The organism is Kouleothrix sp. 19917 (assembly GCF_057073505.1).
This window is the reverse complement of the sequence record NZ_CP097099.1, coordinates 4,442,874-4,455,970: the sequence shown is the minus strand read 5'-3', so window position 1 is coordinate 4,455,970 and position 13,097 is coordinate 4,442,874. Positions and strand designations below refer to the sequence as shown.

The following is a 13,097-nucleotide window of genomic DNA, read 5'->3' as shown; positions in this document are numbered from 1 at the left end:
TTGCCGCACGGAGCGCAAGCGGGGCAGCCCGCGCCGCCCCGCCACTGTGGAGAGTGTAAATGGTTGTGTTAGCCCTGCATGCGTCGCCGCACGTTGCTGTTGAAGGGGTAGCGCTGCTGGATGGTCAGCCGCCGGTAGTCGGCCGCGTCGATGATGATATGCTCTTCGCAGAGCGCCCGGTCGCTCATGCGCGAGAAGATGCGCGGGTCGATGTCTTCGGGCTTGCGGTTGCTGGTGATGACGGTGGGCAGCGCGTCGTTGTAGCGGTAGTTCATGATCTGGAAGAGCTTTTCGCGCGCCCAAGGCGTGGTGTTCTCGGTGCCGAGGTCGTCGAGCACGAGCAGGGGCACGGTGCGGATCATTTCAAAGCGCTCGTCGTACTCGACCTCGCTGGAGGGCCCGAAGGTCGAGCGCAGGTGGTCGAGCAGGTCGGGCACGATCGTGAACAGCACCTGGATCTGGCGGCGCAGCGCGTGGTTGGCGATTGCGGCGGCCAGGTGGGTTTTGCCAACGCCATAGTTGCCAAAGAACACCAGCCAGCCCTGCGGGCGCTTGGCGTACTCGACCGCGCGCAGGTAGGCGCGGCGCACGCCCGGCACGTCGGCCACAAACGCCTCGAAGGTTTTGTCGCGCAGCACTTCGAGGTTGCTCAGGCGATCAAGCTCTTCGACGCGGCGCTGTTCTTTTTCGGCCAGCTTGCACTCACAGGGGAACAGCACGCCAAAGTGCGGGTGGCCGAACGGCACCGCTTCTTTGAAGTACCCTGCGTCGCCGCAGTGCGGGCAGACCGGCTCAGAGGTCGGAGGTGTCGCTGCCGCGTCGGAAAAGGTCGCCATAGGATCCATTCGTGTATTTGTCAACATCAATAGGTCGTTCGGCCCGATTCGGCGCATCTTGTCGTCCATGGGCGGCCCACCTCTCAAGAACCTTGCTGATATAGCGCCACGAGCGGGCGTTGGCACGCACCGCTTCGCGGATAGCGTCTTCGATCCAGTGCATCGGGTAGCGGTCTTCGGCTTCGCGCAGCTCGTCGAGCAGCAGCGGCGTCACCAGCCCGATGTTGTGTTCGTACAGGGTGATCAGCGCCGGGCGCTCGTCGGGCGCGGCGGCGTTGGGTGCAATGGCCGCGCCAGCGAGGCCAATGCGCTCGGCCCACAGGCGGTTGGCGCTGGTGTTAATCACATACCAGTTGACCGAGCGCCCGTCGTCCGGCAGCACAACGTGCAGCAGCGATCCGCGCTGCACGGCGGCTTCCAACCCTTCGGCCAGCAGCTCGTCGGGCGCGCGCAGCTTGGAGATCGCGCGCAGGCCGCGCCGCAGCGTTTTGTCGGCGGCCAGCTCGTCCCAGTTCACGCGGCGCGGCGCGCTGCCACGCTGCCGGCTCATGCGATAAAACACGTGCAGTGTGACCTTCAGCTCGCTGGGCAGGGTGATCTGCGGCAGCACCTCGGTGAACAGCTCGGGCGGCAGACCCACCAGTTTATCGGTTGTGAAGCCAGTAAAAGGCATAGTGTTGCGCTGCAATGATTTCAGGGCGGCCTGCTACATTCGCTCGGCGTGCGGATCGTGCTCGTGCATCTGCGCCTGTTTGCGCGCAAGCCGCCCAAGCAAACGGTTGAACACCCGCCGCGCCGAACCCATCAGCACCACAAACATCACCAGGCCAACTACCACCACCACAACCCAGGCCAGAATATCCCAGCCATCCTGTTGCGGCCCGCCCAGCCGGTCGACAACGTTGAAGGTGTCGGCCAGAAACGACGAGATCGCCATAAACAGCACCACCGTGCCGAGGATGATGCCCAGGTTGTTGCTGCGCATGCCCTGCCATTGCAGGCGCATGTCGTTGTAGTAGGAAAGAAAGAAGTTGAGCTGCTCGACGTTGGTGTTCACCAGCTCCAGCGTTTCGTGAATGGCCAGCTCGCGCAGGAGCGCATCGAACTTGCGGCGCGCGAAATCGGCACGAACGGCGGTGGTGGAAACCGCCAGGCTGCGCAGCTCGGGCAGGCTGTCGAAAATGTCCGACAGGCCAGCGGCGAGGTGATCGAGCAGCTCCAGATCCTCGGTGCTGAGGTGGCCGTCATTCACTTTATGGGTCAGGCTTGGCACCTGGCTGAGCAGGCCAGTGGTGCGGCGCTCGGCCTGCTGCGCCTCGGCGCGAAATGCCACCAGGTGCTCAATGCCGCGCATGATGCCGTCCCAGTAGGCGCCATAGGCGCGCGCGTCGAGCCCGAGCGGCCCGCCAACATACGCAACCCCGCGCCCGATCAGCGGGAAATAGAGCAGCGCGCTTTCGCCGCGCAGCAGGCACAGCTCATCCTCCCACGACGAGACATCGGCCGCGACCAGCTCGTTCGCTTCATGCAGGGCGTGGTGCGAAAAGCGCCGCACGCCGTCGTACTCGATCAGCATGTTTTCCATGAAGGCCGAAAGCGTCTGCGGGTAGTCGCGCTTGAGCTCGGGCGGCATCAGCAGCGCGCCGTCGCGGGTGATCTTGCGGAAGGCATAGATGACATAACGGTCGAGGCGCAGCGTATGCTCGGGCTGCTTGGGCGTTTCAAACCTGATCGCGCGTGGCTGATCGCCAATCTGCAAGGTCAGCGTGCGGCCAATTGCGTCGAGAAAGGCTTCGAGCACGCTCATCGCGATCGTCCACTGGTCGTGGGCGTGCGAGTGTTGGCCGTGGGCCGGCAGCTCAAGAATATGCTCGGTGCACTCGATCAGCGAAATATCTTCAAACGGCTGATCGAGGGTGATCTGCGCCAGGCCGTTGCGCGTCAGGCGAATGCGGGCCGACCAGCGCTGCCAGTGCTCGATGTCGTCGCAGCCAAGCTGCTGCATGCGCTCGCGCATGGTTGCGTCCCAGGCGATTTTATAGGTTGGGAAGAAGTGATTTGCGATCAGGCGCGAGCGGAAGATCCGCAGCGTGTAGGCATTTTTCTCAATCGCCTGCGTGGCGGTGTCGATGCCGAAAGGCGCGCTTGGGCGCAGCGCGCGCAGCGCGGCGGCGAATGCTTCGGAGCCGCGCAGGTGGCGGAAGGCGTCGGCGTCGGCGGGCGCGACAAAGCTGCCAAGATTGATGACCAACACCAGCCGCGCCGCGCCAGTCACACGCAGCGCCTCTTCGGGCAGGCGCGCGGGCGTGGCAGCTGCGTAGGTTGTAGCAGGTGCGCTGGTCATCGAAGATGGTGCTTTCGTTTGGGCGGTCACTATCATTATACGCCTGTTCGGGCCGAACTGACAGAGCGATACCTTACAAGTTGCCCGTGCCGACTCGCAAACCCGTCAACCTGCACAGGCGTATGCGATACGCCCCGCCTCTGTAAACCTGCAAACCCGCAACTTGCAACCTGCAAACCCGCAACTTGCAACCTGCAAACCTGCAACTTGCAACATTCAAACCCGCAACTTGCAACCTGCAAACCTGCAACCCGCCAACCAGCTAATATCCCTCAGGCGTGCGGTAGGTCAGGTCGTCGAAGCGCGTGGTCGCTGCATCAAAGCGCATTGGCACCACGCCAATCGGGCCGTTGCGGTGCTTGGCGATATGCAGCTCGGCAATGCCCTTCTTGTCGGTTTCCTTGTCGTACAGCTCTTCGCGGTAGATGAACATGACGATGTCGGCATCCTGCTCGATGCTATTGTGCGCGACAATATCGCCTGCAACAAAGTTATGAAGCCCTTCCACAGTGAGATCGTAGACTTCGGCATCACCGTCCGGCTCGATCGCAATGATCTCATCCCAATAGACGTCGCTGTCTGCCAGCTTCAGCAGGTCGGGAGAACCTACCACCTGCGCAAGGTGCAGCGCGCGCTCACGGCTCACGTTCTGTTTATAGAGGGCTGTACCGCAATAGGCAGTGCCCAACTGCGCCTGCATATTGCGGGCAGACATACCAGCTACCTGCATAGCGGGAACTGCATGTTGGCGCCAGATCTCGCGCGGCAACACGTCGCGGTTAGTATTGGCAATTTTGCCGTCAAGCGCATCGACAATAGCTGCACCGTGAGTGATTTTGTTCTGCCCTATGACGCCGACCTGTGCAAAGAAACGCTCAATATCGCCCTTGCCACTGACAATGACATGGTATTGGTCGCGGCCCTTTGCACCCTGGGAGCGGCGCGCCAGCACGGCATTAATACTAAGCCGGAGCAATAGCGACTGAACATCACGCGCTAGCTGCAAGCTGCTGGAAGCGTAATAGATACCCATGTAATGTTTGGCACCGCTGCTGTGATGGACGCACCCATCGGTTGCCCATAAATGGCGTAGAAAGCGCGCAATGCTCTTGGCAGGCTGTGCAAACACGCGTTGTGGAACGTGCTTTTCATGCGAGCGTAACCCGAACACGCCCATCTCGTCGAGCCATTGTGCAATCGGGTTGCGCACGCCGTGTGTCAGGCGATATCCAGCGGCGAGATAGACGTGATACCACTGCCGCTCTCGGTTGATGCGTGGCCGAATCGCATCGCCGAATTGCTCGATGGCGAGCGCTGCCACTGTTTCAGCCAGCGTTATATCATTCGTAGTGTAATGAATGGGCTGACGCGGCAGCGTGCAGCCGTCGCCGATCAGGTGCCCAAGCAGTGCGAGTTCGGCTTCCGCCATTGTTGCCACTGCTGGGCTGGGCAGTGTACGTGGTAAGGCCAGCCGCATCTTTGGCGAAAGCTCGTCGAGCCGCTTCCAGCCCTGGATGGTAAGAAATTTGTGGTTCGCGGTTGCGCGCAGTGTTCGGCCAAGCCGGGTCGTCAGTCGATAGACGGGTTTTGTGCCGGTTGCAAATGCGTTCAGCACACGGCGCGGCTCGAGTTTCCATGTTTCGGTATTCAGCGCGAGAACATTGAAATCGCGCTGCCCTACGAGCTCGTCGATCCGCCGATAGCCACCATTATCGGGCAGGTAAACCTGCGTTTCGCCGGTCAGGCACCCCGACTCACGCAAGTCGCTGAGCATGGGCACGTGCGAGGTGCGGCCTTCCACCGCGCGCGAAAGCTGCGAGAGCGCGATCACCGGCACGTTCAGTTCGCGCGCCAGCGCCTTGAGCCCGCGCGAGATCTCGCTGACTTCCTGCACACGGTTTTCGCTGCGCTTGCCAGCCATGAGCTGCAGGTAGTCGATGATAATAATGTCGACGCCATATTGCGATTGCAGGCGGCGGGCTTTGCTGCGCACTTCCATGATGCTCTGGCCGGGCGTGTCTTCGATATAAATCGGCACCGCCGCCAGCCGCGCCATCGAGCTCATCACCACCTGCAGCTCGGTTTCACCCACGTGCCCGGTGCGCAGGCGGTGCGTGTCGATGCGCGAGTCCATCGCCAGCAGGCGCTGCACCAGCTGGTCGCGGCTCATTTCCAGGCTGAAAATGCCGACGTTGCGCTGGTTGCGCAGCGCGATGTTGTAGGCCAGGCTGAGCACAAACGACGTATTGTGCGCGCAAATGTCCTGCGCAATAAAGTTCGACCCTTCGGGCACAGTCAGGTCATACACCTGATGTTCACCCAGCGGTTCAATTGCAACGATCGGATCCCAGAAAATATCTGGGCTGGCAATTTGGGCCAGCGCCTGGTTGCCCAGTACATCGGCATAGCGGGCGAGACGCGTGCGCGGCACACTGCGCTGTGTATGTGGGTTGTAGCCGGCGTATTTGCCCGTTTTCACGGTTTCACCGCTGCGTCGCGCCAGTTCAGCAAACGATAGGCCTTGGCGCTGCAGTTCGTGGCGTACCAAGGTCCATGTTTCCGGCGGCGGGTGGCCAACATTGCTCAGGCGCTGCGGCAAGCTATACGTGTGTTCGGCAAAGCGCGCGGCTTTCTCGCCAATCCAGCCGATCTCGCGCTGGTAGCGCGCTACAGAGTCCGGGTCAGTCATCTGCACGCGCCATGCGCCGGCCTTGGTTTGGTAGAGCCGCGTAATCAAACCGAAGCGCACAAAGGCGTGGTGCAGGTCGGCGGCGAGGTGCTGCGAGGCGACGGTAAACTCAATGCGCGGAATGCCGCTCACCTGGTAGATCGAGCCGTCGCAGCTCATCAGGGCGCGCACAAACTCAGCCAGGTAGCCCTTGCTCCACATCCACACACAATCGGGGAAGCGCTTCTCGTGGGCAAGTTTGCCGCGCAGGCCCAGCTGCTCAAGCCAGGCGTAGACCGGGTTCGTAGTGGGGACGCCGCCGCGCCCTGGCCGCGACACTGCATAGGAAATGCCGTGCTGGCGGATGTGGCAGGTCGGGAATAGCTCGCCAACCGTGCGCGTGAAATCGTCGATAATGACCGGATCGGTGTTTGTAAATGCGGGCGATGAGCCCGTCAGGCTGCCTTCGGCAATGAAATACGCCAGCAGACGCACCTGCGCGAGCGACCAGTCTTCGCGGTGCCCGAAGGCTGGAACAGCGCGCGGCACAGCGATCGCCTGGCCGGGCGCAAGCTCGCTCACTGGCCGCCAGCCGCTGGCGGTGAGCAGCGGGTGATTGCCCGTCACATCGAGCGTGCGTCCACTCCAGGTGCGGACGCGAAAGCAGGGCTTCACGCCGCTATCGATCCACGCGCCGATCAGCGCCGGCCGCACGCGCCCGAAAGCGTCGATCCCGTGGACGCTGGGCAGCTTGCGGCGCACGCATTCTTCGATGGTGATGCGCTCGCCACTCACAGGGTCGTCGATCAGCGTCCAGGCGGCTACGCACTTTCCCACGCTAGGCCGCGCAGCCAGAATGATCAGGTCGGACTGCTGCAGGCCGCCGGTGATCTCATCCAGGTCGCGGAAGCCGGTTGGCACGCCCACCACCTCGCCGCGATGCTCTTGCAGGTAGTTGATCTGCTCGTAGTAGTTGTCGATCACCTGGCTGATCGGCACAAAATCCTGGGTGGCGCGGCGCTGCGAAATGTCGAACAGGGTCTGCTCGGCCTTGTCGAGCGTGTCTTCCAGCTCGTCTTCTTCGTTATAGCCCAGCGCGGCGATCTTGCCGCCCGCGTTGATCAGCTTGCGCAGCAGCGCGGTGCGCTCGATGATGCGCGCGTAGTACTCGACGTGGTACGAGGTTGGCACGGTGTCGACGAGGTCGCTCAGGTAGGCCACGCCGCCGACGGTGTCGAGGCGGTTGCGGCGGCGCAGTTCCTCCGCCACGGTGCGGGTGTCGGGCGGGATGCGCGCGTTGTAGCAGGCCAGCATCGCCTCGTAGATCTGGGCGTGCCGTTCCATATAGAAAAACTCGGACATGAGCCAGGGCGCCACTGCCACGATCGCCTCGCGGTTCAGCAGAATCGAGCCCAGCGTGGCTTTTTCGGCCTCCAGGTTGTGCGGCAGCTCAGGGTGCGTCATATCCGTGCCTCTTGGAATTATGCCCAATGTCTACGCAGCTCATTGACAACTCTTCCCCAAAGTTATCCACATGCCCCATAGACGCGATAATGTGCCACACCGCGCCGTGGGTGTGACACATTATCGCATGTCTGTGCTATGAATTAAACGGTTTGCAGGTTACAGGTTTGAATGTTTCAACGTTGGTTCGCAGGTTACAGGTTTGAATGTTTGCAGGTTGCTGTTCTACGAATGTAGCGCCGCGAACCTGCTAGCCTGTAACTTTCTAACCGCAACCTACTCGGCCGCGTCGGGGTCGGCGGGCAGCTCGAGCGAGCCGGCCTCGCCCTCGACGACGACATTCAGCACCGGCTCAAGGCCGGCCATCAGCTGCACCTTGATCGGGTAGATGCCAATGCGCTTGATCGGCTCATCGAGGTCGATGCGGCGGCGATCAACTTCCACGCCAGTCTGCTGCTGCAGTTTCTCGGCAATGTCGGCGCTGGTGACCGAGCCATACAGCCGGTCGAGCTCGCCGACGCGCGCCACAAAGCGCAGCGTCTGGCCGGAAATGCGCGCCGCCAGCGCCTCGGCGTCCTTGCGGGCGGCCTGCACGCGCTTCTGGTTGGCGGCGATGCGCTCTTCGGCCTGCTTGACCTGGCCGCGCGTGGCCAGCACTGCAAAGCCCTTGGGCAGCAGGAAGTTGCGGCCATAGCCACCCGACACTTCCTTGACCTCGCCGGTCTTGCCCAGCTTCTCAACGTCCTGCGTCAGCAGGACCTTCATTTTGGTTCCCATTGGTGTGAAATTCCTTCATCAACCCACGACGTAGCGGCGGTGCCGCTACCGGCTCAGAGGGATAGCAGCCACAGTGGCTGCGCGAATGACAGCGCGGGCTATGATACCACAGGCGCGGGCGGCGCGCAACGCAATTTGTTCAACCGCTGCACTTCGACTATACTACGCGGCGCGCAGGATGCGCCAATTCTTAACACACAAGGAACAGATCGCGCTATGGTTCACCGCTTGCGTGCCGCAACCGCGCTCGCCTGCCTGATTGTACTGCTGGCCGCGTGCGCCAGCCCGCAGGCCCAGGCAACCGCGCCACAACCCACCCTTGCGGGCACCGCCGCCCCCACCGCCGCGCCAACAGCTGCCCCCACCGCCGTGCCGCCCACAGCCGTGCCAACCCTGCCCAAGCCGCTGATGGTTGGCGGAATCGATCTTGGCGGGCTGACGGCCGAAGCTGCGCTGCAGAAGCTCACCACTGAGCTTGCGCCACTGCAAGAGCCGCTGGAACTGCGCGCTGGCAGCGAGCGCGCCACGCTCAAGCCGGCCGATATTGGGCTGGAACTGCCGCTCGATGCGATGCTGAAGGCCGCTGAAGACGCCAGCGCCGGGGATGACATCGACCTGCAGCTTTCCTACGACAAGGCTAAAGTGCAGGATGCGCTCGACGAGCTGGCCGCCGGCATGGGCGAGCCGCCCGCGATCTCGGTGATCAGCAGCACCAAAACGATTTCGCGCAGCTTTGCGCTCAGCGGCGGGCAGGCAATCGATGTCGATGCGGCGCTGGCGGCAATTGACACGCAGCTGCGCACGATCACCGGCACGCGCACGCTGGAGCTGCCCCTGGCCGCCAGCGCCGTGCGCCCCACCCCCGAGCAGCTGCAAGCGCAGCTTGAGATCATCGCCGACGACTGGAGCGACATCGCGGGCGTGATGGTCTACGACCTGGCCACCGGCAAGGAACTCGCCAGCATTCACAAGAACACGGTCTTTTCGGCCGCCAGCACGATCAAAGTCGCGATCATGCTCAACGCCTACGCCCACCTCGACACGATCTCGTCCAAGCTCGACGCTGCGATGAAGAAGATGATCATCAACAGCGACAACATCGCGGCCAACACCGTGCTGGCGGCGGCGGTCGAGGGCGCGGGCACCGAGGATGCGCTCAAGGGTGCCGAGCAGATGAGCGCGATGCTGAAGGGCCTGGGGCTGGAAAATACCTACCTGTACGTGCCCTTCGAGGCAACCGACTACCTGGCGCAGAAGAAGCTCAAGTTCCAGCTTGGCCCCAAACGCGCTGGCGAAGCGCCCTACACCGACTCGGGCCGCGCGCTGCGCACCGCCCCGGGCGAGATGGCGACAATCTACCTCTACATCGATCAGTGCAGCCAGGGCGAAGGCCCGCTGATCGAGAAATTCCCCAAGCTCAACGCCAAACGCTGCGGCGAAATGCTCGACCGGCTGTTTGAAAATGCCGACCGCAGCCGCATGCGCTCCGGGCTCGACAAGAGCGTGCGCGTTGAGCACAAGAGCGGCTGGATCGACGACATGCAGGCCGACGCGGGCATTGTGCGCTCGCCCGGCGGCGATTTCGTGATTGCAACCTACCTGTACCGCGCCACCAAGCCAGGCGTGCCGCTGGCCGACAAGGTGTTCGCGCCCTATTTGGGAGCGTTTACGCGGCTGGTCTATACCTACTACAACCCGGTGCCAATCGCTCCGAAGTGATGCGCCTGCGGCGCGGGCCTATTTTTGCCACGAAGGCACGAAGACACGAAGGTGCGAGAGAGAAAAGCAGAATTGGCTGAAGCCAGCGCGCATTCTCCTCCGTGACCTCCGTGTGCTCTGTGGCTCGGTTCTTTTGCGGCGTGGGCTGTAAATCATGCTCGCGCAATGCAACTGCCGCGCCCATCGCTGCGTCTATACAGCAGCGCGCAGAATGACCGGCTGCTGCGCGCACCACCCGCTGCCCCTGTGAATGCTGAACTCGCTTGCGCGGCCCGCTGTTTGTGCCGCTAGCCAGAAGGAGCGCGCCCATGCCCGATCTTCCTATTCGCCGCATGATCCTCTACAAGCACGGGGTTGGCTACTTCGAGCGCCGTGGCGACGTGAGCGGCACCGAGCTGCGGCTCAGCTTTCCGCGCGCCGCCATGGACGATGTGCTAAAAAGCCTGGTGGCGCTCGACACGGGCGCGGGGCAGGTGCGCGGCATCGATTTCGAAACGCCCGAAGATCGCGCGGCACAGATTGCGCGTGGCTCGATCCACCTTTCCGACCAGCGCAGCCTGCTCGATCTGCTGCGCGATTTGCGCGGGCGGCGCGTGCGCCTGCACCTGAGCGACGAGCGCCCGGCCGAGCGGCCGGGTTTTGGCCTGGGCGGCTCGCGCAACGCGCCGCCCGCGCCGCCGCCGGCCGATCCCGCCGCTGGCGGGCGCACGCAGGCCGAGGGGCTGGTGGTGGGTGTGGATGTGGAAGACAAGGAGCCGCTGCGCATTCCGCTGGTGTCGATCTACCAGCCCGACACGCGCCAGGTGCGCTCGTTCGCCGTGCGCGACATTCAGCGCGTCGAAATTCTCGACGACCGCTCGGCCGAGGATTTGAGCTACTTCCTGCGCGCCGCCCAGAGCGAAGAAGACCGCCGCGCCGCGACCCTGCGCCTTTCCGACGGCGAGCACGCCCTGCTGGTGGGCTACATCGCGCCCGCGCCGGCATGGCGGGTGAGCTACCGCATTCTCTTCGAAGAAAGCGAGCAGTCAGCAGATAGCAGTCAGCAGTCTGATGCTGACAAGAACAAACTGCAAGCTGCAACCTGCCTGCTGCAAGGTTGGGGCTTGTTCGACAACCAGCTCGACGAAGATTTGGAGGATGTGGAGCTGACGCTGGTGGCAGGCATGCCGGTGTCGTTCCGCTACCGCCTGTACGAGCCGCACACGCCCGAGCGCCCGCTGATTGCCGACGAGGAGCGCACGGTCAACGCGCCAATCGAGTTTGCGGGCATGCCGCCACCCGCTGCCGCCGCGCCAATGGCCATGGCCGCGCCCGCGCCCATGATGAAGCGCGCGCGCGCCATCAACATGGCGGCCGATTCTGTTGCGACCGAGCGCTTTTCGGCTGGCGCGCTGGAGGCCTCCACGGCGGCGGCCAGCACGGGCGAAGAGCGTGGCGCGCTGTTCCAGTACCGCGTTGCCCACCCGGTCAGCGTGGCGCGCGGGCAGTCGGCCATGGTGCCGATTGTGAGCCAGCGTCTGGGTGGCAGCAAAGAGCTGCTGTACAACAACGCCAAGCTGCCCAAGCACCCGGTCGCCAGCCTGCGCCTGCGCAACGAAACCGGGCTGACGCTGGAGCGCGGGCCGGTGACGGTGCTCGACATGGGCGATTATGCCGGCGAGGCGGTGCTGCCATTCACGCGGGCGGGCGGCGAGCTGATTGTGCCCTACGCGGTTGAGCTTGGGATCAATGTGCTGGAAGAATACGACAGCACGCGCATCACCAGCAGCATGCAGGTGCGCGACGAATACCTGCTCATTCAGGAGTGGGATGTGCACACCACGCGCTTCCGCATCCATAACTCGCTCGTCGCGCCCGCCACGGTCACAATCGAGCTGGGGCTGATTCCCGGCTACGCGCTGCACGATACAGCCGCGCCGCAGGAGCAGGCACAGGGCCAGGCGCGCTGGGCGGTGGCGTGCGCTGCCAATGCCGAAACGACGTTCGAGGTGCGCCAGCGCGCCGAAACCAGCCGCTGGGAGCAGGTGCGCAGCCTGGCGCCCAGCACGCTGCAAGAATTCCTCAAGCAGCGCTTTCTGGACGAAGCGACCTACCGCGAGCTGTCGGGCGTGCTGGAGATCTACGGCCAGATCGAGGCGCACCAGCGCCGCCTGGAAGAGATCGCGCGCGAACGCGAGGCTGCCTACCGCCAGCAGCAGCAAATTCAGGGCAGTCTGGCCCCGCTTGGCCGCGAGGGCGAAGAAGGTGCCCTGCGCTCGCGCTATGTCGCCACGCTCGGCGGCCTTGAGGATCGGCTGGCGGCGCTGGGCGCGGAGGAAACGCGCATGAACGCGGCGATTGCCGAGCTTGAGCAAAGCGCGCGCGCGCGGCTGGCCGCGCTGGCGGGGTGATGACGACGATTAGTAGCATGTCGCCCGTCAGGGCACGATGCATCGTGCCCGAACGACTGACGACGGGATGATTCACCGCAAAGAGCGCAAAGGGCGCAAAGGTTTTGAGAGGCGAACGACCGGGGGCAAGTTTCCCTGGTCGTTCGTTTTCTCCCAACCCCCAAACCCCAACCCCCAAACCCTATTCCCCATACCCTACACCCGCTTCGCCATCAGAATATCGGGCTTGCCGCGCCCGTTTGCGTCGGGCACCACGCCCGTGATCACAAAGCCGCAGCGCTGGTAGAACTCGTAGGGGTGGCCGCGCAGGTTGCGGATGCTGGCGATGTGCTCCCAAACGTTCGGGTAAAGGTCGATACCCGAGAGGCTGGTCATGTCGTCCTCGTCGTCGGTGCCGACGGTGAGCGTCAGGCCGCCGCGCTCGCGCACGCGCGCCTCGAGGTCGGCCACCAGCGCGCGGCCCACACCGCGCCCGTGCAGGTGCGGCTGCACTGCCAGCGGGTGCAGCTCCCACACCAGGCCGCTGTAGCCGCTGATCCCGCCAACCCAGCCCATCACCGCGCCGTCGTCATCGAGCGCCACACGGCTGAGTCGCTCTGGCGCAAAGGATTCGTGTACTTCGGCACGCGCTTCTTCCAGCGTGGGCCAGGCATCGGGCCAGTGCTCGGCAAAGGCAGCCACCAGCAGGTCCGCGATTTGCTCAATCAGTGCCGTGTCGGTGGCGCGCAGATCGATGATACGCACGATTCGCTCCTTATACAATTCGTCACGGAGGGGTTGCAGGTCTGCAGGTTTGAATGTTGCAGGTTGCAGGCTGCGACAACTGACGATCGGAAAAACTCACCGCAAAGAGCGCAAAGGTTTTGAGAAGAACCAAAAATCTATGGCATCCCGAGTAG

General features: G+C 63.5%; 8 protein-coding genes. 2 read left to right on the top strand and 6 right to left on the bottom strand.

Features of this window, described 5'->3' with window-relative positions:
* Positions 1 to 68: 68 nt before the first annotated feature.
* The 5 genes from M1P90_RS18185 to rplI form a co-directional block, all read right to left on the bottom strand.
* Positions 69 to 836 (bottom strand): ATP-binding protein, encoded by a 768-nt coding sequence (locus M1P90_RS18185; protein WP_483696704.1) that lies wholly within the window; start codon positions 834 to 836, stop codon positions 69 to 71.
* On the bottom strand, positions 793 to 1,509 hold the full coding sequence (locus M1P90_RS18180; RefSeq protein ID WP_483696703.1) for a DnaD domain-containing protein: 717 nt from the start codon (positions 1,507 to 1,509) through the stop codon (positions 793 to 795). The genes M1P90_RS18185 and M1P90_RS18180 overlap by 44 nt, the downstream gene beginning before the upstream one ends.
* 33 nt (positions 1,510 to 1,542) lie before the next feature.
* Positions 1,543 to 3,180: a hypothetical protein gene (locus tag M1P90_RS18175; RefSeq protein WP_483696702.1), complete on the bottom strand. Its 1,638-nt coding sequence runs from the start codon at positions 3,178 to 3,180 to the stop codon at positions 1,543 to 1,545.
* 262 nt (positions 3,181 to 3,442) lie between these two features.
* Positions 3,443 to 7,312: a replicative DNA helicase gene (locus M1P90_RS18170; protein ID WP_483696701.1), complete on the bottom strand. Its 3,870-nt coding sequence runs from the start codon at positions 7,310 to 7,312 to the stop codon at positions 3,443 to 3,445.
* A gap of 276 nt (positions 7,313 to 7,588) precedes the next feature.
* Positions 7,589 to 8,089, bottom strand: coding sequence for a 50S ribosomal protein L9 (rplI, locus tag M1P90_RS18165; RefSeq protein WP_483696700.1), 501 nt, complete (start codon positions 8,087 to 8,089; stop codon positions 7,589 to 7,591).
* Positions 8,090 to 8,305: 216 nt separating this feature from the next.
* Between rplI and M1P90_RS18160 the strand changes: the two genes are divergently transcribed.
* Both M1P90_RS18160 and M1P90_RS18155 read left to right on the top strand, forming a co-directional pair.
* Complete coding sequence (locus M1P90_RS18160) at positions 8,306 to 9,808, top strand: serine hydrolase (RefSeq protein WP_483696699.1); 1,503 nt, start codon at positions 8,306 to 8,308, stop codon at positions 9,806 to 9,808.
* A gap of 308 nt (positions 9,809 to 10,116) precedes the next feature.
* Positions 10,117 to 12,198 (top strand): hypothetical protein, encoded by a 2,082-nt coding sequence (locus tag M1P90_RS18155; RefSeq protein ID WP_483696698.1) that lies wholly within the window; start codon positions 10,117 to 10,119, stop codon positions 12,196 to 12,198.
* A gap of 195 nt (positions 12,199 to 12,393) precedes the next feature.
* Here the strand turns inward: M1P90_RS18155 and M1P90_RS18150 are convergent, their stop codons facing one another.
* Entirely contained in the window at positions 12,394 to 12,942 is a 549-nt protein-coding gene (locus M1P90_RS18150; RefSeq protein ID WP_483696697.1) for an N-acetyltransferase family protein, read from the bottom strand.
* Positions 12,943 to 13,097 lie beyond the last annotated feature (155 nt).